This is a genomic window from Hominimerdicola alba 8 (assembly GCF_000178155.2).
GTDB classification, from domain to species: domain Bacteria; phylum Bacillota; class Clostridia; order Oscillospirales; family Ruminococcaceae; genus Hominimerdicola; species Hominimerdicola alba_C.
Genome location: NZ_ADKM02000110.1, coordinates 43,389 through 67,429, shown reverse-complemented (window position 1 = coordinate 67,429; position 24,041 = coordinate 43,389). Strand labels below are relative to the sequence as shown.

Sequence of the window (24,041 nt, the reverse complement as noted above, 5' to 3'; positions counted from 1 at the left end):
AGTGCTTTCGGGTCGTTTTTTGTCAGCCGCTTTATTGACTTCGGCGGACTGTCCATGCTATAATAGGAATGGAAGTTCAGTATTTCATTCAGACAGATCGAGGTAAAAAATGATGATGAGGAAAACTGTATGTGTATTTGCGGCTCTTTCGGTCTTCTTTTCGGGGGCTGTGTCTGTTCATGCCGAAAATATTTCTGCCGATGCGGGCAGTACAGCTTACGGATATGACTTCCTTGCACAGACTGCCAACGGTGAAGCGAAACAGGCATTCTACCAAAGGCTGAAAAGTTCGGCAGAAGAACTTTTCAGCGATGACCGCGACATAGAAAGCTACAAGGGCTATAACGTTTTTGACACTGTCAGTTACAGCGGATACGGTCTGGATAAAAATGAAGCTAAGGAAGTTTATTTTACAATGCGCAACGATATGCCTCTGCTGTTTTATCTTTCGCCCACTGTGGCGGTGGAGGGCGATAAACTTTTAATGCTCGTCCCCGAAAAGTATGCAGAAGGTCAGACCCGCGCAAATCACCGCACCGATATATGTGACTACATCACACAATGTTCGGACATGCTGAAAGATCTGCCGACATCGTATGAAAAAGCATCAGCATTTGAAGAAATGCTGGTGTCATCTGCCGAATTTGCATACGACGGCAAAAGACCGTCATCAGATGCAGATGCCCATTCACCTGTTGGTGTCATAGTAAACGGCAAGGGCGTGTGCGAATCTTATGCGCGCACTTTCCAGCTGGTAATGAACTGCATCGGTGAAGAATGTCTGTTTGTTGCAGGCATCGGCGGTAATGATGCCCATGCGTGGAACATCATGCGGCTTGACGATGGCAGATACTATTATTTTGACTGCACATGGGACGACATAAAAGGTGACAGAACCTATATGGCATCGGGAAGTGATAAATTCTCTGCCGACCATACCGCCTACACGCCCGATGGCACAGGTGCTAAATTTCAGGCAGATATGCCGCCGACCTCAGCCGAAGACTTTGATTATGACAAATACATAAAGCAAAACTATCATCCGTATGACATAGACCTCAGCCGCCGCACAGATGTGACCGACCTCATACACATCTGTGCCCACCTGAAAGGCATCAGACACCTAAGCGGTAAAATTGCTGAACGTGCCGATATAAACGCTGACGGTGCAATAAATGTCACCGATATCTCCATTCTCTCAAATTATCTGAAATGTAAATGACCCATATATCACCGTAACAAAATACCCGCAGATGCTATTAGTATCTGCGGGTATTGCTGTATCATTTTTTGGACTGTTATCTCACGGTAACAGTTACCGCGTGCCTCCCGAATGACTGCGGTAAGTGCTGAAAAAACACTCTCAGAAACGCTAGTACAGCGTTTTCGAGAGTTTGCGGTCGTTTTTCAAAAAGGTCATCTGCTTATCATAAATTTTTGCCGATAAAAGAAAACTATAGCAATCCGCCTTAAAATTCAGACAAAATCCAGTCACAAAACCCATAAATCCCAGCTTTTGCGACTGGATTTTGTGAATTTAAAAAGTTGGATCGCTATATATTGTCATTTTACGATTTTTTTGATAGCGGAAAACAGCATGAATGAAACAGAATATAAGACCGATGCTATGCCCAAAGCGACAAATACCGCCATAATAAAAGAATATTCTTTTCCCGCCCTGATATATTCCTCATTAGCTGACAAAACTGCAAACACAGCAAAACAGATTACTGAAAGTATCAGGCATATAACACCGTTCCTGACAGTATTTTTACACAATTGTTCTTTTGACCAACTGTAAGCTGATATAATTATAAGAATAAGTGCGATAACATTTGCTGCAATAATGCTTGCAAACAAAACAGGTTCAATCGTTTCGTTGCCGAGATTGAGCCAAAAACCAGCCAGACCATAAAGTGAAACACACAATGCAGATATCGTTATTGCAACTTTGTTTTTCATAACATCGACCACTTTCATTTTTATATATGACTATCCCTTTAGCACACCAGCTGAAAATGCTGTAAACAAAAGGATAATTGAGCACCATACGCCAACCACATTAAGTTTTGTAAAACCGCCGTTTTTGTGGTGTGTCAGCGGGATAACAACGTTTTTATATGATATAGTATTCAAGTCTTCGCAGTCCACACCAATTCGTAACTATACTGATTGTTGTCCTGATACTTGTGTTTACATTACCATCATAGCTAAATTTTTTGTCATATTGTTTTACTATATATAATTATAATCATATTTTAAGCCTGTAGTCAATAGGTAAAATGTATAATTATACTAATTGAATATACGGCGGCGTTAGCAATGTTATATAGCTACCGCAACTGACTGTCAGCCTGTGAGATATCAGATGACTTATATCTTCAAACTGATCCCGACTACAAAAAAAACGCATAACATGCGGCAAATTTGCGTGAATAGCATAATTTTAAATCAGTAACATTAATTATTTAAATTTTTTGTTGAAACTATTGCATTTTCTATAAAAATGTGATATATTATTGTCGTAGAGTTTTGTAAGGGTTAATTTGTCTATAAATGTTAATTTATTGGTATCATTTGGAATATATAATGAAAGGACTATCGATATGAAGAAACGTGTTTTGAATGCAGTGTCAGCAGTCACAGCGGTGATAATGGCGTTTGGGTCGGTGATACCCACTGTTGCATATGATGCTGAAGCAAGCGGCAGTGTTCAGGTGTACGAATTTGAGAACGGCAGTACATCGGGCGGCAAGATATTCTCGAACGGCACTGACGGTCTTAAGCGCGGAGGTGACTGGTCAGATGCTACCGACCTGTCGAATTTTTCGGGCAAGGGCTTCTCTTACCTCGACCAGAAAGGCACTACTGTCAGTATAGAGGTCGAAGTGCCTGCCGATGGTCTGTATGAGCTGACTTTCTGCTACTGCCAGCCCAGCGACCGCAATAAAAAGGTGCAGTACCTCAATGTCAACGGCGCAAATCAGGGCGAAGTCAGCTTCCCCTACAATGAAAAGTTTGCTGAAACATCGGGCGGCATCGTCCTGCTGAAAAATGGCAGGAACACTATTGAACTGGAGGGCTACTGGGGATACACCTATTTTGACTACCTGAAACTCGCTCCCGCGCCGGAACATATCTCTAACCTCAGCCCGACCGCACAGCTTTCAAACCCCAACGCTTCCGAGTCGGCAAAGCGCCTTTACAGCTATCTGCGCGACCAGTACGGCAAGCATATAATAGCGGGTCAGCAGGAATACTGCGGTTCGCACAACTATAATTCCTGGAACAGCCCCGATGTTTTCATAAAGGACAACGAAGCCGAGTTCCAGTATATCCTCGATAAGACAGGCAAACAGCCTGCCATACGCGGCATCGACCTGCTGGCATACAACACCACCTCATCGTGGCGTGACAACGCCCCCGAACGTGCCATCGAGTGGACGAACAAATATCACGGCATCGCTACCCTGACATGGCACTGGAACGTTCCCACCGAAAAGGGCAGTACCGAAACTGCTTTCTATGTAAAATCCGCAAGCGCTACATACACTACTTTCAGCATATCCAATGCCCTTGAAGAGGGCACTTGGGAGCATGAAGTGCTGATGGCTGATATCGAGCTTATCGCGGGTGAACTGAAAAAACTCAAAGATGCTGATGTGCCTGTTATATGGAGACCTCTGCATGAAGCTGAGGGCGGCTGGTTCTGGTGGGGCGCAGAGGGTGCAGAACCTTGCAAGAAACTCTACCGCCTGCTGTATGACCAGCTGACTAACGTGTACGGTCTTGACAACCTCATCTGGGAATGGACGGGCTATACATTCCCCACATCGGCGGCATGGTATCCGGGTGATGATGTGGTAGACCTGATAGGCTACGACAAGTACAACGCTAAGGACGGTCTGCCGAACCTCAGCGCCATCTCTTCAACTTTCTACAGCCTTGTACAGAGCACTGACGGTCAGAAGATGGTGGCTATGTCAGAGAACGACTCTATCCCCTCGATAGAGAACCTGACAAATGAAAGGGCTTACTGGCTGTACTTCTGCCCCTGGTACATGAATTATCTCACCAGTGAGCAGAATAACCCTGTCGATAATCTTATAGATGTATATAACAGCGAATACTGCATAACGCTGGACGAACTGCCCGACCTGAAAACATATCCCATAACTGAGGGCAGTACCGAAGCAAAGCCTTTCTACGGCGATGCGAACTGTGACGGCAAAGTGGATATCTCCGATGCCGTACTTGTGATGCAGTATGCCGCAGACCCCGAAAAGCACCCCATATCCGCACAGGGCTTGGAAAATGCCGATGTGAAGAACAGGGGCGACGGTGTAGATAAACTTGATGCCGCCGAGATACAGAAGTATGCGGCAGGCATCATCAGCAAATTCAATTGATGAAATTGACAGCGATACACCCGCACAGCCGTTTATCAAAGCGGCATAGCGCGGGTCATTGCTGTTGACGATAAAATATCCCGCTGCGCCAGAATGCCGTTTTGCAATACGGGCGGTACATTCGGTCGCGGGAGAAAAAATTATTTTATGGAGGTATGATCATGAAGTTAAAACACAGGCTGGTATCAGCCGCCGCGAGTGTGGCGATCGCACTCAGCCAGACATCGACACTTGTGCCGACTGTCAATGCGGCTGATGAGATCAATGACGCTATCGCAAATTCTTCGGGAGTTGACTACGACTTTGCGAGGGCATTGCAGTATTCGATGTATTTCTACGATGCGAATATGTGCGGCGATGATGTGGAGGGAAACAACCGCTTTGAATGGCGCGGCAACTGTCACGCTTATGATGCGAAAGTACCGCTGCACCCGATAGAGGACTGGGTGGGCGTTAACCTCACGGAAGAGCAGATAGAGAAGTACAGGGATATTCTTGACCCCGACGGCGACGGCTGTGTAGATGTGGCAGGCGGTTTCCACGATGCGGGCGACCACGTTGAATTTGGCATGCCCGAGAACTACGCCGCTTCCACTGTGGGCTGGGGCTACTATGAGTTCCGCGACTCCTATGTAAAGATAGGCGAGCAGGAGCATATCGAGACCATTCTGCGCCACTTCAACGACTACCTTATGAAGTGTACTTTCCTTGATAAGAACGGCGATGTGGTGCTTCACTGCTATCAGGTGGGCGACGGTGACTTGGACCATAAGTTCTGGAATTCGCCCGAGATGGACGAGATGGGCAGACCCGCGTTCTTCCTGACAGAGGATAAGCCGCAGACAGACTATGTGGCTTCCGCAGCCGCTTCACTGGCGATAAACTATCTGAATTTCAAGGACACCGACAAAGCATACGCCGAGAAGAACCTCAAATATGCTAAGGCACTGTTCAAGTTCGCTATGGATCACCCGAAGGAACTTTCCGACAACGCCGACGGTCCTAAGGGCTATTACAGGTCAAGCAAGTGGGAAGACGATTATTGCTGGGCTGCCGCATGGCTCTACAAGATAACAGGCGACCACATGTATCTCGAAGAGATCTACCCCAATTATGACTACTATGCAGCACCATGCTACGTTCATTGCTGGAACGATGTGTGGGGCGGCGTACAGTGCATACTGGGCGAGATAAGCGAGGACAAGCCTTTCAACAAGGGCGAATACGTTTACCCGAATTTCATAGACGAATTCAAGGTGGCTGCCAACAAGAGCCCCTACGAGCAGATGAACTGCTGGGCTTCTGTTGAAAAGGCTATAAACACCTACATGACAGGCGGCATCGGCGAGATAACTCCTCAGGGCTACTGGTGGATGGACACTTGGGGCAGCGCACGCTACAACACCGCAGGTCAGCTGATGGCACTGGTGTACACCAAGTATAACGGCGATGCGCCAAGCAAGTACAGCGACTGGGCTAAGGGTCAGATGGAGTACATACTGGGCAAGAATGATATCACTTACCTTGAACGAATCGATGAAAATACGGAAGCCGAAAAGAACGGCGAGCCTGCTGTATGGAGCGAGGACGAACTTCACGGCAGCAGATGCTTCTTAGTCGGCTACAACGAAAATTCCGTAAAGTACCCCCACCACAGAGCAAGTTCGGGTCTTACCAAGTGCGAAGACCCCGACCCGCAGAGATATGTCCTCTTCGGCGCACTGGCAGGCGGTCCCGATAATGCAGACCGTCACAGAGATGTTACCAAAGACTGGATATACAACGAAGTCACCATCGACTACAATGCCGCTATGGTAGGTGCGTGCGCAGCGCTTTACAAGTACTACGGCACACCCGATATGGCACCCACAAAGAACTTCCCGCCAAAGCCCACATTCACAGGCTCAGACGGTGAAGCGGGCAGCAACGGCTGCTGGGTAACTGCCTGCGGCATCGATGACCTCCACGCTGACGGCGCAGGTGTCACTAAGGTATCACTGTATGTTATGACTGCTTCCACCAAAAAGGTAGAGGATATCTCTGTGCGCTACTATTTCAGCACAAAAGGCATGTCCGACCCCAATCACGTACAGGTATCGGAACTTTACGATCAGGCGGCAGTTGAAGCCGCACCCGCAAACGGCACCATAAGCGGTCCCTACAAGTATGACAAGATGGACGATGTCTACTATGTCGAGATCAAGTGGAGCGACTATAACATAGCAAATTCGGGCAAGAAGTACCAGTTCACCGTTGGTCTGTACTACGGCGACATGTGGCAGCCCGCCGATGACTGGAGTTATCAGAACCTTAAGATATACGAGCAGGACGATGCTTTCTTCGCTACAGGCACAGAAGTCAGAAACGACAACATCTGTGTATACAGCGGTGATAAGCTGGTCGGCGGCGTAGAACCTGACGGCACTGTACCCGACTTCGGTACTGACACCGACAAGACAGCTGTTAACTACGGCGATGCAGACTGTGACGGCGCTGTTACCATGAATGATGCTGTGCTGATGTCACAGTATATCAGTTCGCCCAAGAAATATCCCCTTACCGAAGCAGGTCTAAAAAATGCAGACTGCGTTGAAGACGGCGCTATAACTTCGGCAGATGTAAAGGCAGTACAGATGCTGCTCGCAGGTATCTATACGCAGAGCGATCTTCCTGCCAAGAAATAAAAACTGAGTTTCCTCAGCCCCTTAAAGGGGGCTAGAATGTTCAGCATCGCATTTACTTTCACAGACAGCCGCTAAAGCGGCTGTCTTTTTTTGCCTGCTTATTCTTACTACCCGTAAACTGATCCATGTTTTTTAGTTAAGTACTACGGTATCTGCATAATAGCCCCTGCACCAAAAAAAAAGACTGCGCAGAACTCGGTCTGCACAGCCTTTTGATAGGAGAAATGTAGAATTATCAGCTTTAGTTATATCGCTGTCAGCTGAGGCTCCAGCTGTCAACGGAAACTGTGTTGTTGAATACAAAGTAGAGGTCGTTCTTGCCGCTGAGATCCTTTACGGGAACAGTAAATTCCTGCATGGAAGAACCTGCGGGTATCTCTGCATAAGCCACAGGCGTTCCGTTGGCACTGCCTGTGCATACCTTTACTATACAGCCGTTGGGCGAAGATGCCTTAATGGTCATTTCCTGAGCATTGTAGCCGCAGTCAACACCCGAAACGCGGAACCAACTGCCCTTGTTAGCCTGTACGACAGAATTTCCGCTTCCGCTGATGGTGATTCCGCCCTGATGCGAGAATGTTGCCGCGCGGTTAGTCCTGTACGGGTCAAAGGACTTTATCTGCGAAACGCCCGACTTAGTACCTGTAACAGCCTGTATCGTACCATCGGAATTGATGTTCACCTTGTCGATATGGGTACTGCGGTAGCCGCCCTTTAAGCCCATGCTGTCCTGTAAGTACTGCGCATGATATGTCAGATACCACTGGTTATTGAACTTGAAGAATGTGTGGTGGTTGTTGCCGCCTGTACCGAAGAATGTGCTGATGCCCTTGAATGCTTCTCCCTTGTAGGTGAAAGGTCCGAGAGGGCTGTCGCTGACCATGTAGTTGATAGCACCGCTCGTCATTCCGTACTGGTTGCCGTAGGTGTTGAAGTTCGAGCAATAGCTGTAGTAATACTTTCCGTTAAACTTGTGTATGCCGCTGTCCTCAAAGAGATATGGCGCATCGATAGTCTGGGGAGTGCCCACGATAGAAGTCATATCATCGCTGAGTTTTACGCATCTTGCAGTCTTCGGGTGTGAATTCTGACCGCTTGGTACACCGCCGCCGAAATAGAGGTAGCCTGTACCGTCATCATCTACCAGCACTGCGGGGTCGAACAGCCATTCAACGTTGCCGCAGTTCGGGGTCGAACGTGATATCAGCGCCTTGCCGATAGGATCTCTCCAGGGACCTGTCGGGCTGTCAGCCTCAAGAACAGCTATGCCGTTGCCGCCGTTTGCAAAGTAGAGGAAGAATTTTTCCTTGCCGTTGATCTTCTTGTGGCAAGCTGTAGGTGCCCAGGAGTTGCCGCCCCATTTGCAAAGACCATTCTGACCCGCCGCCTTGATAAGACCGTGATCTGTCCAGTTAACAAGGTCATCGGAAGATATGCACCTCAGGCAGTTGATCGAGCCGTACTCTATGTCTGTCAGCTGACCGTTCTTATACAGCAGATGGTCGTCTGTCATGAAGATGTATACTCTGCCGTTGTACTCCATAACACCCGGATCAGCACCGAAATACTGGGAGATCAGCGGGTTGTGCTCGTTGGATTTTTTGTAGCTTGCCGCAAGATTTACATTGCCGAATTTGTTTGCCATTTCTGTGAAATCCACCTTTATCTTGATTTCAGGGAATTTGTCTATCTTTCTGAGAACAAAGTCCTGTAGTGTGCTTATATCTTCATTGTCCACCTCGCCGCTGCCATCGATGTCAGCAGCTTTTCGTGAAAGTTCGTTCTCAAATCCCGACATCATGCCGCGCTTTGCCAGCACCAGATCGTAGATGTTCACCTTGCCGTCAAGGTCGATATCTCCGCGATGATCGGTCTTGTATTCGGAAACACCGTCGCTGCCTATCTTAACGCCGTCCTGCGCGATGATAGCTTCATCTATATAGAAATTGCCTGTAACTTCGGAAGTTTCAACATAGATATAAACATCGCTGGCATCTGAAGGTATCCTGAAACTTGGGTTTGAAAGCTGCAAATACTTGCCGCGTGAAGTCGAACCCTCTGCTATGTGCAGATACTTTGTAGTCCCCGACCCGTCAGTGTACTGCATCGAGAAGAGGAAATACTCTGTATCATCACCGTCTTCGTAATCTACAAAAACGTTGAAGCTGTAACTCTGTCCTGCTTGGAAAATAGATGGGTCGAGCGCCATCTGTATGCCCTGCCATGCCTTTGTGCGATCCTTGACGAGAAGCGCGTTAGTACCCTTGAAAGGGTGTCTGCCGCTGAGAAGTATCTCGCCGTCACCTCTTGCCTCCCAGTTTCCGCTGCTGTCCTCAAAATTATCGTGGAAATAGATACCGTCTGACGATGCCGCATCCGCCTTGACAGAAGCATCAGACATGAATGCCGACTGCGCAAAAAGCATAGTACCCGCCAGAACTGCGGTAGTCAGCTTTTTCGCTCCTGATCTGTTTTTCATATTAAATCCTCCTTTTTAAATGAATGTTCATAAAAACATTCAAAGACTGTGCTCACTTAATAAGCACATATTCCATTTTGTTATTATATTATACTAAATTCATTTGATCGGGTCAACTCACAGCATGGACATTTGGCGTAAAAAATGGATATTTTTGTTTAATATTTTATTTTTTATATCTTCCCATTCATCCTGATATGACAGGCGGTCATAAAAAAAGCGGCATGCCCCCCGAACAAAACAGCGCTCACTGCAAAACGCCGCTTCGATGCTGCGAAAACGCCCCGCAAACGCTTGAAAATTACCGACCATGCTTTAAATATGATGCTCCCCCGCCTCCCGCCATCGCCGTAATATATACCCGCTCCATGTCAGCACACCGCTGTGTCCGTGACGGTTTCCGCTTTGGTTTGCGGCTTATGGACGATAACGACAATACTTTTTCAGCCCCGTAAAACTCTTGACAACGTCACTTTAAAGGTATATAATTTCCATGTAGAGGATCATCATACCTATTTTGTTGGTAAGAGTGGAATACTATAGCAATCCAACTTTTTAAATTCACAAAATCCAGTCGCAAAAGCTGGGATTTAATGTCGATGGTTCGTTGTGGCATTGGAGTGGTTCAACAAATAAAGGCAAAAATTCGTTAGGTGGAAAACAAGTGCCAACTGATATAAGGAATATGTTTAATTTACCAAAGAAAGGATTGTAATCTGTGATAATTGGAGATCCTTACAGGTTTTCTGTAATATTTGACAGAGTAGAAGAATGGAACGAAATAGAAAATGTAAATAATGGTTTCTTTGCACTGTGTCTGGACGGAAAGATCTTTCCCAAATATATGATCAACGCCATAATTGAAACATCTTTGCATGATGTTTTGAGTGTTTTAAAAGCTATCCCGGAAGATGGGGATATGTTTTGCTTGGAAACGGAAGTGTGTTTTAAAACTATCTATGACAGAGTGTTTCCTGATGACTATGATGCAGATGATGACTATAGATATTTATTATCACCGTATGCTCTGACAGATGAAAATTGTTTTATCTTTATATTGAAAAACAGAGATAAAGTTCGCATTATGGGCGCAGAATTAAAGTATGATATCGAAAACTCCACACACATTTTCGACGATGCAGAGATCAGCGTGGTCGAGTTAACAGAGAACGATATTCAGCAGATAATAGATAAAATAGAAGTTTATACTCATTGATTAAAAATTAGCCGCTTTTACAGATAATAACGCCAATACCCTTGTTGCCTGACAGATATTCCGTGAAACACTGCATGATGAAACAGTCAAGGTGTATAACTTCCAGGTCGAGGATCATCATACCTATTTTGTTGGTAAGAGTGGAATACTATAGCAATCCAACTATTTAAATTCACAAAATCCAGTCGCAAAAGCTCGGATCTATGGATTTTGTGACTGGATTTTGTCTGAATTTTAAGGCGGATTGCTATAGTACATAATGCAGTAAAATATGAAGTTCAATTGTCTCGAAGCAAGTATCCTGAATCGGCTAAACATATTGAAGAAGCAATTGCAGATGGTCAGCCGTCAGAGTTAACACTTGATAGAAAAAATGCGCGAAAGCCGCAATAGTAATAGTTGATCGAGGAGCACTGTAATGAATAACCAACTTTGGAATGAACTGAATGAAATAATCGGTAACTCTAAGTTTGAGATAAGACGAATTGAGGGAGATCAGGCAGAAGGTCATAAAGTTGTCAAAGAACTGGGACTTAATGAAAACACAACTCTTGCAGCTGTAATTAGTTGTTTTTCGGGTCTTACAATAGGTAAACTCATAAGGATACTCGGACAAGGCAATAGTGAGTCTCAAAGCATATGCGAAATCAATAACGTTGTAAATGGGATACCAAATACAATTAGAGGAACTTTGATCGTAGCAACAGATATATTTGGCGGTATGTATGCAATGAATGTCGAAGCGTTTGATGCTCCTGCCGGTCAGATATTCTATTTCGCTCCCGATACATTGGATTGGGAGCCGTTAGACATGAAATATTCGCAGTTCCTGTATTGGGCATTAAACGGCGATACCGATAAATTCTATGATACAATGAAATGGAATGGTTGGGAACAATATGCAGATATGACCAAATTCGATCAAGGAATATTGATATACCCGTTTTTGTGGTCAAAAGAGGTAAAAATCGAAACTGCATCAAAAAATATAGTTCCATTTGTAGAATTGATAAATGTAAATATGGAATACAGAAAAAAGTTTTTTGAATGAAAGGCTGGATACAGAATATGGATCTATATGATTCAGGTCAAAAATTGACAAAAGACATTATAAAGCGGTTTGAAAATATACTGGGTCTTTCTTTCCCCGATGACTATAAAGAGTTCATGATGAAAAATAATGGCGGAACTCCCGAAGAAGATCTGGCATACGGCTTTATTGATGTTGTAACAAATAAAACAAACGATTCTGATCTGAGAGAATTATTTGTCTTTTATGAAGATGAAGAAAATGACAATTTCGATGATATTATGCGAATATACAAAAGTATGGTAAATGAAAAGCTGATCCCGCCGTTTTTCTTTCCTATCGGTGATGATTCAGGCGGAGATCCGTTATGTATGAATTTATCACAAGAAGAATACGGATCAATATGGTTTTGCGACCACGAACTTGAAAATTCAGAAACAGGCTATCTTGCCGCCAGCAAGATAGCAAATAGTTTTACCGAATTCTTGAATTTACTTTACGAAATGACTTTTGACGGTGACGAAGATGACTAAACAATTTGAAGACGAATTCATGGATATACAGATACGTATGGTGTCAACATGTATGGAAGGTCTTGAAGATTCAGATCAGGCTTCTCCGGAACGCATGTATATCTACGCATTTGACAGTTCATCACAATCTTTTTTCAACGTGTTCTTTGTACGTAAAGGAATGGTGCTGTCGTTTGAAGAACTCGGCGTTCCCGATGACATAGTAGAACAGGTCTTTGATCTTGGCATCGACGATGTTCAGGAACTGACCGAACTTTGTGACAGCAGAGAGAAAAAAGCCCCGAATCAGTATAAACTGGTATATGATCTCATAAATAAAAAGCTGGACACAGAATATGGGTACGATGATCTGAAAAAATCAAATTCAAGCCCCATAGAGGAATTTCTCGCATGGCAGGAAAGCATTGAAAAATCACTGAAAGGTCGATAAGTATGACAGAACTGATAGAAAATATCAGAGATAAGATAGATAAAAAGAAAGTGACGAGCTTATGCAATAAGATCTTAAAGAAGTGCAGTTTTAAGTCTGGGAAAGACCTCCAGAACATATCCGCACTGGCGACATGGCTTTACATATACGGGTATTACGATGAAATGCTCAAAGTGTGTGATCTGCTTAAAGATATGGAGTTTGCGGGGGATTACGATATCTGGTTCAATCCCGATATGGTGATGTGCTTAAAGTCAAGAGTTCTCAGGGAGCGCGGAGAAACCGAAGCGTCACAAGTTCTGATAGATAAGATCAATGAGCACCGCCACCCCGAATTATACGAAAATCTGGTCGAGTCATATGTCGTTGACATGGATATAAACATAGCTGAGGAACTGAAAAACCGTCCCCGCTCTCTGGCGGACGGCTGGCGCTTCTGCAAACTGCAATCTGCAATAAGATACAGAGAAGCAGGAAAATTCCCTGTTTCTGATGAAAAATTCGATAACGATATTGAGGAACTGACTGCCATTTTGCGGCAGGTCAAATAGGTGATAAATATGATAGAAGATTTCAAAACAATAAAAGAAGTTGACAAAGAAACCATAGAAAAATATCGCGGTAAACTGCCCGATGAATATCTTGACATCTGGCAGGAACACGGTTACTGCACATTCTATGGCGGTTATCTTAAAATAATAGACCCCGAAGAATATCAGGAACTGCTTGAAAAGTCCTATTTTCTAGGAAATGCTTCAATACCGATAATGGTAACTGCATTTGGCGATATTATAACATGGGAGAAAGACGAATATGTCGGTATAGTCATGTATAGGTATGGTGAAGATGATATTATCCAAGCAGGCTTCAAGTATCTTATGATGGATATTGAGTATGGTGAATTAGATGAAGAATATCTGAGTATCGAACAATACAATGCCGCAGTAAAGAAATACGGCGAACTCGAATATGATGAATGCTTCGGCTATGTTCCGCTCCTTGCACTGGGCGGCAAAGAGTTGGTCGATAATTTGAGAAAAGTGAAAATGAAAGAACATATCGAGCTTATCTACAACATGGTCGGCGGGATATGAAAATACTCTGAAAGGTCGAAAAGTATGACACAACTGATAGAAAGTATCAGAGATAAGATAGATAAAAAGAAATGAGGGACAGATATGTTTGATAATTTTTACGGATTTGTCGGAGTATCAAACGATAAAGATATATCTTCCATCGAAAAGTTCAAAGAAGATGTATCGGGAAAAACTTTTTGCAGCGGATTGTTCAGATTTTTTAAGTCTGATGAAACAGAAAAATGGAATGGGATAGTGTCGGATTATTATTCTGACTATCTTGATAATATAGAGGTAATATGTTATGACTGGCTTGGGCGAGTGTTCGCATTAAGCAAGTTTACGAATACGATCGTATTTTTTGAGCCGGGAACAGGAGAAGTATACAATACCGATGAAACGTTTGAAGATTTTTTTGATATTACCATAAAAGAGTATACTAACGACTGCTTTGCCTCAAATTTTTTTGAATTATGGTATAAATATGCTGACGAATATCAATTGTCGGCAAATGAATGTGCAGGTTATATCGTCCCTCTGTTCCTGAGCGGGGAGGATACAGTAGAAAATCTTGAAGTGTGTGATATGGAAGTATATTGGGAAATAATGAGAGTTGCACACAATAATGATTAGCTATAATGCTGCTATGAGGTGTTTTTATGACGGAACTGATAGAAAGGCTTGTGTCCTGATGTATTAAGTCATAAGTAAAACGTAAGAGAGTATATGCAAATGAGAGATAAATTAAGAAAAAAAGAATACTTCGATACATTCATAGAAGAGGAGATCGAAGACATTCAGATGTTTGAAGACAGCCTTGCCGATGGTGAGATCGAAGAAGATAGAATTGATTCAATAAAAGACGAGATACTCCTGATAAAACTTGGTGTCATTATTGCGAGATATTCAAGATGCGATCCTATAGACGATATCAAGTCGGGATTTGAAGACATGATCGATATGTTTTGCGAATCATGGGACGGTGGTATATATGAAGATAATCTATGGTTTGCATCATTGGCTTATCTTCTGGGGCTTGACAGCGCAAAACTTGAAAAAATAAGGAAAAAATTGATGGAAAGCGACACGTATGACTATCTTATTGATTTTATCCTATCGGGTACTGAAAGCAAGTTTGACAACAGTAAGATATCTTTCCCGCGTTCATATAAAAAACTGGTCAAAAGCATAAATGAGAATGACAAAGAGTCGTTATTAAAATATCTGCGCGGCTGGTATAAAGGCAGTCAGGAAAGTTCCTGGTATGATACGCACAAGATCACAGACGACAACCTTTATTACGGCTACTGGTGCTTTGATGCAGGTGCAGTTGCAAAAAGGCTTGGTCTTGAAGACAGTGACCTGCAAAATGAACAGTACTATCCTTATGATATCGTTCATTTCAGCTGAACAACACATACATATACGCACGATGTCAATATGTATGGAAATGTCTGAAAATTGCTGGGGCTGTAAAGTTCTGTAAAGGCAGTCAGAAAATAAAGGAGAATTGAAATGATAAATAGTGTTTTTGGTGAGTTAACATACGAATATGGGTGGAATGGTGAAACCACAATTGATTGGTTTGGAAAAATAATAAATGTTAATGTGGTCGTTTCAGGTGAAGAAGACGAGGAAATCGATCCTCTCCAATGTGAATCATATGAAAAATTTAAAAATGCTTGGAATGACATAAAAGAATCCATTCTTGAAAGTGTGCTTTCCTACTATATTGACTTGAGAAAGGAACTTGGCTATGACGATGACAGCAATGAGGATTATCCTGAATTATCAAGTATTGAGGAAATCAAGGAAAAAATAGCATTGGATTCTATTGTTGTACCACTTTCAGGAATATATGATGGCAGAAGTATAGCGCTGGCATTTAATTGTGAATGGGATACTGAAAATGGTCTTGGAATTATACTTGTAGATGAAGAAATACAAGATATCGGATATCAAGATATTGTATTTTAAAATCCGGTTATCCCGCTGACACACCACAATTTGAATTGGTCTTGAAGACAGTGACCTGCAAAATGAACAGTACTATCCTTATGATATCGTTCATTTCAGCTGAACAACACATACATATACGCACGATGTCAATATGTATGGAAATGTCTGAAAATTGCGGGGACTGTAAAGTTCTGTAGTTATTACGGTGATACTTGTGTATAACACATAAAATATCAAACCTGATAAAAATTATTTTTTAGGAGGAGTTTTAATGAAAAAGACAGGCGCAAGAGCGGCGGGTATAATGCTTGCCGCAGGTATGGTGTTCACCTCAGCCGCAGGTGTTCTGCCGCAGATGCAGAGCAGTATGGTAGCTTTTGCAGGTGAGAACGATTTTAAGTGGTCTTCCTACTCAAAGAAAGACCAGTCATGGTGGAAAGGCTCGGAGGCTGCCGCACTTGCAGATGAGATGATAGCCTATCAGCTGTCTGACGGCGGCTGGCGCAAGGATATGAAGACCGCTACCACAGGTTCGTGGAACAAGTCTACCATCGACAACAACGCCACATGGGGTCAGATACGTTTTCTCGCAAACGTCTACAACGCAACAGGCACCCAGAAGTACAAGACTGCCTGCCTTAAAGGTCTTGATCTGCTGATAAACGGTCAGTACTCCAACGGCGGCTGGCCGCAGGTGTTCAACGATGCAGGCACTTACCATGCTCACATCACCTATAATGACAGCGCTATGGTACAGGTGCTTAACATCATGCTGGAAGTTTCCCAGAAGAAAGGCGCTTTTGCATGGGTAGACAGCAATTATCAGAGCAAGGCGAACAACGCTGTTGACAAGGGCATCAAATGTATACTCAACACCCAGATAAAAATAAACGGCACACTGACAGCATGGGGTCAGCAGCACGATGAGAACACCCTCGCACCCGCAGGCGCAAGAGCGTATGAACTTCCGTCTGTATGCACATCTGAAAGTGCGGGCGTGGTCGATTTTCTGCGCGCACTGCCTGAGTCCAAACAGAGCGCTGATGTCATACGCAGCATAAATGCGGCTGTAAGATGGTTCGATGCGGTAAAGATAGAAAACAAAAAGTTTGACTGGAACTCGGACAAGACCGACAAGGTGCTGACCACCTCAAACGGTTCTACCATCTGGGCGAGATTTTACGATCTCCAGAACAGCAAACCGCTGTTCTCTGACCGCGACGGCAAGGCGTACACCGACGTTTCCCAGATAAGTCAGGAGCGCAGGACAGGCTATTCGTGGTACGGCAACTGGTGTGCTAACAACATAAAGCTGGGCACTCTGCCTGAGCCGAGCACACCGTCACAGCCACAGACACAGGGCACACACCTCTATGTGGGCTACAGCAACAAGTCGAACAACTACAATACCATTCAGGCGGCTGTAGATGCGGCGGCAGCTAAAAACCCGACCTCCGAGCAGACCCGCGTGAATATCCACATCGCACCTGGTACTTACCGCGAACAGGTGCGCATAAACACACCCTATATCAGCTTTATCAATGATGAACCCACTAAGGAAGTCAAGATAACATGGTACTACGGCATCGGCTACAAGTACTACAGCATGGGCAGTGACGGCTACTACAATTCTTCAAACGCAAACTCGAAGTCATCAAAGGGCGAGGCGACACGCTGGGGCAGTGCTGTGGCACTCCACACAAAAGCATCTAATTTCCGCGCTGAATACATCACTTTCGAGAACTCCTTCAACCGCTATGTCACCGATGAAGAGTTAAAGGACGGCGTTGAGCCTTCGGGCAGTGAAGCTATCACATTCCAGCGTACAAAAGGTGCTGATGTCAAGAGCAAGACCGCTACCGAGCGTGCAGCTGCCATCGCTATCGAGGGCGACAACAGCGAATTCTACAAGTGTACATTTCTCGGCAGTCAGGACACCCTGTTCACAAGAGGTGCGCACGAGTATTTCCGTGAGTGCCGCATAGAGGGCAACACCGACTACATCTTCGGTCAGGGCACCTGCATCTTCCAGAACTGTGACCTCGTGTGGGCAGGCTACACCGACAAGGCTGTAGGCGGCTACATCACTGCGGCTAAGAGCGACGGCAAATATCTTTTCGCTGACTGCAATATCTTCGGCGCGAGCGGCATGAAAGTCGGCGCGGGCAACTTCGGCAGACCATGGGGCGCTGATGCAGATGTTGCATTCGTAAATACCAAACTCTCCTCCGAAAGCATGATAAACTCGGCAGGCTGGGCAAGCATGAGCGGCAACGCACCCGAAAACGCAAAGTTCAAAGAGTACAACACCACCGTAAACGGCAAGGCTGTCAACACATCGGGTCGTGTATCGGGTACTGTGAAGAGTTCTGCGAACGGACTTGATGTCAATACATACCTCAACGGCTGGGTGCCTTACTACTATACCAATTCGGGCACACCTTCCCAGCCCGTAACAGTTGACCCAATAAACGGCACTCTTATAAAGGCTCTCACTCCGCAGGCTAATGACTATTCTTCGCTTTGGGCGATAGATTCTTCTCTGGCAGTGGGCGACCTGCTTTATACCGACCGCGATAACATGACTTACACTCAGATCCCCGATACTCTGCTGGGCGCTGAAACGATCGTTACACCCTGCGATGCCAAGAAAATAACGGGCGACCTTGCCTCTTTCACCGCCAACGGCAATATCACTGTATACATAGCACTCGATAACAGAGTGACTTCGATACCCTCATGGCTTTCGGGCTACACAAGGACTTATCAGACTGTCACCAGCAGTACCGATGTCGTATACGACATCTACAGCAAGGAATTCAAGTCGGGCGAAAACGTAACACTCGGCACAAACGGTCAGTCAAGCAGCTGCACAGGCTACACCGTATTCGTCAAGAAGAATATCCCTGCGCCCATCAGCGGCAGCAGAGTACTGGGTCTTGCCGCAAACGAGAACGCACTCCCCGACCTGTGGAAGATAGACACCGATATAAGAGTAGGCGACCTTATCTATACCGACCGCGATGGCGTTACCTACACTGAACTGCCCCAGCAGCTTGTCGGCGCAGAAGCGATAGTTACTCCCTGTGATGCTAAAAAGATAGACTCCGACCTCGCCGTTTTCACAGCAGGCAGAGATATAACAGTCTATGTTATCTATGACAGCAGAATAACTGCTTCTACCCCCGCATGGCTCGCAAGCTACAGCAAGACAGGCATGACTGTCAAGAATGTTCAGGATGTTGCTTACGATGTTTACAGCAGAGATTTCAAGGCAGGCGAGAGGATCACTCTCGGCACCAACGGACAGACAAGCGGCTGCACAGGCTATTCTGTACTTGTCACCGATATGCAGACCTATTCCTACGAACCTGTAACAGGCGATGTCAACATGGACGGCAAATTCGATATTCTCGATGTTATCGAATTCAAAAAGTGGCAGACAGGCTACAGCAGCAGCATAAACTTTGATGCGGCAGATGTCAACAAGGACTACGCACTCAACAATGCTGATGCCGACCTTATGATGAACGTTATCGTCGGCAAAGCGACCTTCTGATATTAAGATTTTATACCATGCAATCAAATTAAACTTCAATCATAAGCTGACAGCTTTTGCATCACGCGCGAAGCTGTCAGCTTTTTGTTTGTACATTCCGCAGATAATTCAGGCTTTGGGAAACTTATTATATTTTTGTAAAAAAATGCCGCATGTCATTACAAACTTGAAAACACCGACCAAATATCAAAATATTAATGCGAAATCCAGTATATTACGTTTCTATTTTTGCTATAAATTCTGTTATTTATAACAAAAATTGCGCATTTTCGCTAAAACTCTTGACAAATATTCTAAAGGTATGATAAAATGAAAGCGTGGTTATATTACGGGTACATCGCAGATAAGCAGATGTACTGAACGTAAATGCAACATTTTAGGGAGGTTATCAAACATGAGATCAGATCTTATAAAAAAGCTGTCACTCATTGCAGTATGCGCTGCCATGACCTGTTCAGCTGTACCGAGTACTGTATTTACAGTCAATGCTGACACAAGCACGACCGTAAAGCTGGCGGCTTCAAGTGATGCCGCATTCTCGACCGACTTTGAGGACGGCGATGCTTCTATGTTCTCAAAGCGCGGTGACAGCGATACATCTGTCATCAAGGTCGTTGAGGACTCCGCTGCGCCAAGCGGCAGCAAGGTCATGTCCGTAACAGGCAGAAGCAAGAACTGGAACGGTCCTTCACTGGCAGTGGAGGGGATACTTGAACCTTATGTCAAGTATGACATCACTGTAAAGGTAAAGGCACAGTGGTATAACACTATCTGCGTTTCGATGCAGCATACGCCCGCAGGCTCAGACTCGCCCCAGTATACAAACCTTGTAAAAGCCGTTTCACAGGGCGATTATGTTGAACTTACCGCCAGCTTCTCCTACGGCTCCGATGAAAAAGATGTTTCGCTCTATATTGAAACAACAGGCGATGCCAATGATCTGTATATAGACGATCTCACCATATGCGAGTCGCCCAACAATCTTGATCTGAATGCACCGTCACTCAAATATGTTTATGGTGACATGTTCAAGTTCGGCACTGCAACTACTGTTTCCGAACTTGCACCAAAGTCTACTAAAACACTTATCAAAAAACACTTCAACAGCCTTACAGCAGGCAACGAACTCAAGCCCGACAGCGTCCTCGACCAGCAGGCATGCCTCGCACTTGCGGCATCGGGCAATGACGAAGACCCACAGGTAACTCTCGACGCTGCAAAGCCCATACTCGAATTTGCCCGCGACAACAATATCCCCATGAGAGGTCACGTCCTTGTATGGCACCAGCAGACACCTATCTGGTTCTTCAAGGAGAACTATGACCCCAACGGCGAGTGGGTATCTAAGGAGAAAATGCTCAGACGTATGGAGAACTATATCAAGAACGTCTTCACCGCAGTCAAGACCGAATATCCCGATATCGACTTCTATGCGTGGGACGTTGTCAACGAGTGCTTCACCGATGCGGGTGCGCCCAGAAATCCCGGCGTTCCTGATTCTTCCAACGGTTATCAGTCATCTCCGTGGGTACAGATCTTCGGTGACAACTCTTTCATAAAGCCCGCTTTCGAGTTTGCCAAGAAGTACGCTCCTGAGGGCTGCAAACTCTACTACAATGACTACAATGAGTATATGCAGAAGAGCGATGCTATCGTAAAACTCTGCGAAGAGATAAATTCCGACGGTCACTATATCGACGGCATCGGCATGCAGTCACACCTCAACGTTACCAACAACGGCGGCTCTGACCCATTCCCGAGTGTCAGCACTTACAGAAAGGCTCTGGAAAAGTTCAGCAAGACAGGTCTTGACATTCAGGTAACTGAACTTGATGCCACTGTCAACGACAAGAGGTTCGATCTTCAGGCTAAGTACTACAGCGACATCATGGACGTTCTCGTTGACTACAAGGACTATATCTCAGCAGTTGTCGTTTGGGGTACCACCGATGACCTCAGCTGGAGAGCCGACCGCGATCCCCTTCTCTTCAATGCAGACTACTCTGTAAAGCCCTGCTTCGAGTCCATTGTTGACGGCATCGAATACACCGAGCCTTCAGAGCCCGAAGTTCCCGCAGGTCCTACAGTATTGTACGGTGATGCAAACGGCGATAACAAGATAGATATCCTCGATGCAATACTGGTACTTAAAGCGGTGCAGGATCCAAGCAAATACGGTGTCAACGGCACAAGCGCCGACCATCTCACCAAATATGGCGAGATCGCAGGCAATGTTGACGGCATATCGGGTCTTACCGAAGATGACGCACTTGCTATACAGAAGTACGTTGTCGGCGGTGTACAGGAATTCCCGATAGCTAAATAATGCGAAAATTTTGCTCATATAAAGTATCCCCCGAAACGGTCTGCCGATCGCTTTGGGGGATATTTTTCATTATTGTCAGACCAAACGTTCAATGCACTGTGCATTCTGCCATGCCGCACCACTCTCAGCACCTTTGTCACCAAGCGCGAAATTCAGCGCAGCACTGATGACCACAGCGCATATCAGCCATATCAGCGGTTTCGGAGAATATTTCTTATCCTTGTTTTTCTGTGTCAGTTCACCAAGAGTATTTCCCGCCAGCACCCAGAACATAAGCATTGCAAGATTTTGCAGAATTATCAGCCATTCTGCGGTCGTGTAGTCGAGAAACGCAAAGTGCGACCTGAAAGTGATGTAATTCACTATACCGCTCTTAATGAACTGCCACAGTCCCGCACCCGCAAATGCTGTCAGCACCGCCTTGAATATCAGCCCGCCCCTGTCGGACAGCTTTGCAGTCATAGCTTTCACATGCAGACCGATATGCACACCCATCAGAATGAACGACCAGTAGGACATCGCAAGGTGAAGCGTCCGCGCAGTCATCACATTTATCAGCCCGTACATGAACGGCACTGCATGACCGCTCATTGACATTCCGCTGACCGCCGTCAAAGCTATCGACAAAAGCAGAAGCGTGTTCACCGCCGTCATGACAATACGGTACGGCAAATACTTACCCTTGAACACCGCCTTGTACCATCTGCGGTTGAGTATGTGGTGAACGATAAGCACCACCGTCATGCCGATGCCCAGCCATTCATGAAGCACATCACCCGTCACCTGAAAAGCCATAATAAACAGCAAAAGGACTGTCAGCACCACATCGACTATCCTTTTGATGATATTGGTCGTCTTTGCCTGCATAACAGTCCTCCTTGTTTAATTCATGTCATTTATCCAATCCTGTAATTCGCTCTCAGATATATTCGCATCGAGCCTGCCGCCGGCCAGCCAGTTTCCGCCGCCTGCCTGTGAAGCAAGGTTCTCTCCGCTCCTGCCGATGGAACTTCCGCCCGATGTGCAGAACGGTATGACCGTCTTGCCGTCAAAGTCATGCGCCTCTACAAATGTACTCATGATGCGCGGCGCTTCGCCCCACCATATGGGATAACCGATATACACCGTTTCATAGCCATCAAGGTCAACAGTATCATTTGCGATGGCGGGTCGGACATCGGGGTCGTTCATTTCGAGGGTGGTGCGGCTGTTCTTGTCGTTCCAGTCAAGGTCAGCATCGCTGTACGGTTCGGCGGCTGACAGTTCAAAAATATCCGCATCGGTCACCGATGCTATCCGTTCAGCAACACCCTTTGTTGTACCCGTTGCCGAAAAATACACCACTATCGTATCTTTATCCGAGTCATTTTCAGCATTTGTTTCGGGGGAGTTTTCCTCAGCCTGTCCCGCAGCTGCCGCATCATCGGCGGTCTGTTCTGTTTCGGATTTTTCGGCAGACTCTTCTTCCCCGACCGACTGTTCAGCCGCGCTTTTCTCAGCAGATGCAGAAGCCGCCGAATTATCCGCACTGTCAGTATTTCCGCAGGCGGTCAAGCCTACCATGCACACCGCCGCCAGTATCGGAAGAAAAAACTTTTTCATGGTCATATCCTCCTTATTCCGTCTTGTTTTTAAAGCTAAGGCACTTGCCTATCACATCGCCTGTCCTGAGATACTGGTAATTCGGGAACTCAAAAAGCACAGGCTTTATCGCAGTGTAGTCGGGCTTGCCCTTGTCATTCAGACAGCTTTCCTCAACATATGTGTTGTCGATGGTGCATATGAAACTCTCAAAATTCGGAGTCTTATAAATGTCAGCCACCGAACATTCCAGCGTGAGATTAGCCGCCTTTATGACAGGTGTGCCGCCCTCGCCCATCTCATATTCAAACAGTTCGGATTTATCGCCTTTTGCACCGCTCAGCGAACCCGCGATATCAACTTCGGCAAGCATCTCCTCTGTCACAAGGCTTATCGACAGCCTGCCGCTTTCCTTGATAAGGCGGTTGATAAAATGCGGTTCAGCCAGACTCACCAGAATGCGGTCATGCCCGATTATGCCGATGTGCGCCACCAGCGTCCATGTGGGCTTGTCGCCGTTCATCGCACCCACTATAGTCACAGGTGTGGGGTAAAGTGCAAGTTTTGTATCAATGCTTTTTTTCATGGATATCACTCCTGGTATTTATTCTGACACTGTGTCACTATAGATATTATAGCACCATTCTGACACAGTGTCAATACTCTGGAGCGCACTTTTTTAAATTCATTATATTGTACAACACAAAAGCGGCAAATTTATTGAAAGCGACAAATGTCATCTTCCAACGCTTCCGAAGG

21 protein-coding genes are annotated in these 24,041 nt (G+C 45.4%); 16 read left to right on the top strand and 5 right to left on the bottom strand.

The features are described 5' to 3' along the window. The first annotated feature begins 109 nt into the window (after positions 1-109). A complete protein-coding gene (locus tag CUS_RS13250; RefSeq protein WP_002851497.1) occupies positions 110-1,222 on the top strand; it encodes a transglutaminase domain-containing protein in 1,113 nt (370 codons plus the stop codon). 341 nt (positions 1,223-1,563) lie between these two features. On the opposite strand, the gene CUS_RS13245 is transcribed toward CUS_RS13250, so the two are convergent. Next, positions 1,564-1,962: a hypothetical protein gene (locus CUS_RS13245; protein WP_037277448.1), complete on the bottom strand. Its 399-nt coding sequence runs from the start codon at positions 1,960-1,962 to the stop codon at positions 1,564-1,566. Positions 1,963-2,606: 644 nt separating this feature from the next. On the opposite strand from CUS_RS13245, the gene CUS_RS13240 reads away from it, so the two are divergent. Both CUS_RS13240 and CUS_RS13235 read left to right on the top strand, forming a co-directional pair. Next, positions 2,607-4,409, top strand: coding sequence for a glycosyl hydrolase (locus CUS_RS13240; RefSeq protein WP_002851520.1), 1,803 nt, complete (start codon positions 2,607-2,609; stop codon positions 4,407-4,409). A 161-nt stretch (positions 4,410-4,570) separates the two neighbouring features. After that, positions 4,571-7,093, top strand: coding sequence for a glycoside hydrolase family 9 protein (locus CUS_RS13235; protein ID WP_002851471.1), 2,523 nt, complete (start codon positions 4,571-4,573; stop codon positions 7,091-7,093). A gap of 256 nt (positions 7,094-7,349) precedes the next feature. Here CUS_RS13235 and CUS_RS13230 read toward each other — a convergent pair whose 3' ends face one another. Further along, on the bottom strand, positions 7,350-9,572 hold the full coding sequence (locus CUS_RS13230; protein WP_002851541.1) for a family 43 glycosylhydrolase: 2,223 nt from the start codon (positions 9,570-9,572) through the stop codon (positions 7,350-7,352). A 384-nt stretch (positions 9,573-9,956) separates the two neighbouring features. On the opposite strand from CUS_RS13230, the gene CUS_RS20805 reads away from it, so the two are divergent. The 13 genes from CUS_RS20805 to CUS_RS13170 all read left to right on the top strand — a co-directional run bounded on the left by CUS_RS20805 (position 9,957) and on the right by CUS_RS13170 (position 21,701). Continuing rightward, on the top strand, positions 9,957-10,115 hold the full coding sequence (locus CUS_RS20805) for a hypothetical protein (protein WP_207635698.1): 159 nt from the start codon (positions 9,957-9,959) through the stop codon (positions 10,113-10,115). 175 nt (positions 10,116-10,290) lie between these two features. After that, entirely contained in the window at positions 10,291-10,788 is a 498-nt protein-coding gene (locus tag CUS_RS13220) for an immunity 42 family protein (RefSeq protein ID WP_002851488.1), read from the top strand. Between the two features lie 55 nt (positions 10,789-10,843). Then, a complete protein-coding gene (locus CUS_RS20475) occupies positions 10,844-10,942 on the top strand; it encodes a polymorphic toxin-type HINT domain-containing protein (RefSeq protein ID WP_080559571.1) in 99 nt (32 codons plus the stop codon). Between the two features lie 264 nt (positions 10,943-11,206). Further along, positions 11,207-11,839 (top strand): DUF2625 family protein, encoded by a 633-nt coding sequence (locus CUS_RS13215; protein WP_002851522.1) that lies wholly within the window; start codon positions 11,207-11,209, stop codon positions 11,837-11,839. Then, entirely contained in the window at positions 11,836-12,351 is a 516-nt protein-coding gene (locus CUS_RS13210; RefSeq protein ID WP_002851538.1) for an SMI1/KNR4 family protein, read from the top strand. Before CUS_RS13215 ends, CUS_RS13210 begins: the two co-directional genes overlap by 4 nt. Beyond that, positions 12,344-12,781 carry a hypothetical protein gene (locus CUS_RS13205; RefSeq protein ID WP_002851514.1) on the top strand — a complete coding sequence of 146 codons (438 nt, stop codon included), beginning with the start codon at positions 12,344-12,346 and terminating at the stop codon, positions 12,779-12,781. Before CUS_RS13210 ends, CUS_RS13205 begins: the two co-directional genes overlap by 8 nt. A 2-nt stretch (positions 12,782-12,783) precedes the next feature. After that, positions 12,784-13,332: a DUF6707 family protein gene (locus CUS_RS13200; RefSeq protein WP_002851516.1), complete on the top strand. Its 549-nt coding sequence runs from the start codon at positions 12,784-12,786 to the stop codon at positions 13,330-13,332. Between the two features lie 9 nt (positions 13,333-13,341). Beyond that, positions 13,342-13,875 carry a T6SS immunity protein Tdi1 domain-containing protein gene (locus CUS_RS13195; RefSeq protein WP_002851500.1) on the top strand — a complete coding sequence of 178 codons (534 nt, stop codon included), beginning with the start codon at positions 13,342-13,344 and terminating at the stop codon, positions 13,873-13,875. 84 nt (positions 13,876-13,959) lie between these two features. Next, the gene (locus CUS_RS18740) at positions 13,960-14,490 is read left to right on the top strand and encodes a T6SS immunity protein Tdi1 domain-containing protein (RefSeq protein ID WP_002851473.1); all 531 of its coding nucleotides are present in this window, start codon (positions 13,960-13,962) and stop codon (positions 14,488-14,490) included. A gap of 99 nt (positions 14,491-14,589) precedes the next feature. Further along, a complete protein-coding gene (locus tag CUS_RS13185) occupies positions 14,590-15,267 on the top strand; it encodes a PoNe immunity protein domain-containing protein (protein ID WP_100084590.1) in 678 nt (225 codons plus the stop codon). A gap of 105 nt (positions 15,268-15,372) precedes the next feature. Beyond that, positions 15,373-15,834, top strand: a complete 462-nt coding sequence (locus CUS_RS13180) for a DUF6985 domain-containing protein (RefSeq protein ID WP_002851504.1) — start codon at positions 15,373-15,375, stop codon at positions 15,832-15,834. Positions 15,835-16,087: 253 nt separating this feature from the next. Further along, positions 16,088-19,375, top strand: coding sequence for a pectate lyase (gene pelA, locus CUS_RS13175; protein ID WP_002851524.1), 3,288 nt, complete (start codon positions 16,088-16,090; stop codon positions 19,373-19,375). Between the two features lie 394 nt (positions 19,376-19,769). Then, positions 19,770-21,701, top strand: coding sequence for an endo-1,4-beta-xylanase (locus tag CUS_RS13170; RefSeq protein WP_002851493.1), 1,932 nt, complete (start codon positions 19,770-19,772; stop codon positions 21,699-21,701). A 75-nt stretch (positions 21,702-21,776) separates the two neighbouring features. Here the strand turns inward: CUS_RS13170 and CUS_RS13165 are convergent, their stop codons facing one another. The 3 genes from CUS_RS13165 to CUS_RS13155 are packed head-to-tail and all read right to left on the bottom strand — an operon-like array spanning position 21,777 to position 23,868. Continuing rightward, complete coding sequence (locus CUS_RS13165; protein WP_002851491.1) at positions 21,777-22,568, bottom strand: DUF4405 domain-containing protein; 792 nt, start codon at positions 22,566-22,568, stop codon at positions 21,777-21,779. Between the two features lie 15 nt (positions 22,569-22,583). Continuing rightward, positions 22,584-23,303, bottom strand: coding sequence for a flavodoxin (locus tag CUS_RS13160; RefSeq protein WP_002851477.1), 720 nt, complete (start codon positions 23,301-23,303; stop codon positions 22,584-22,586). 13 nt (positions 23,304-23,316) lie between these two features. Beyond that, entirely contained in the window at positions 23,317-23,868 is a 552-nt protein-coding gene (locus tag CUS_RS13155) for a flavin reductase family protein (protein WP_002851501.1), read from the bottom strand. Positions 23,869-24,041 lie beyond the last annotated feature (173 nt).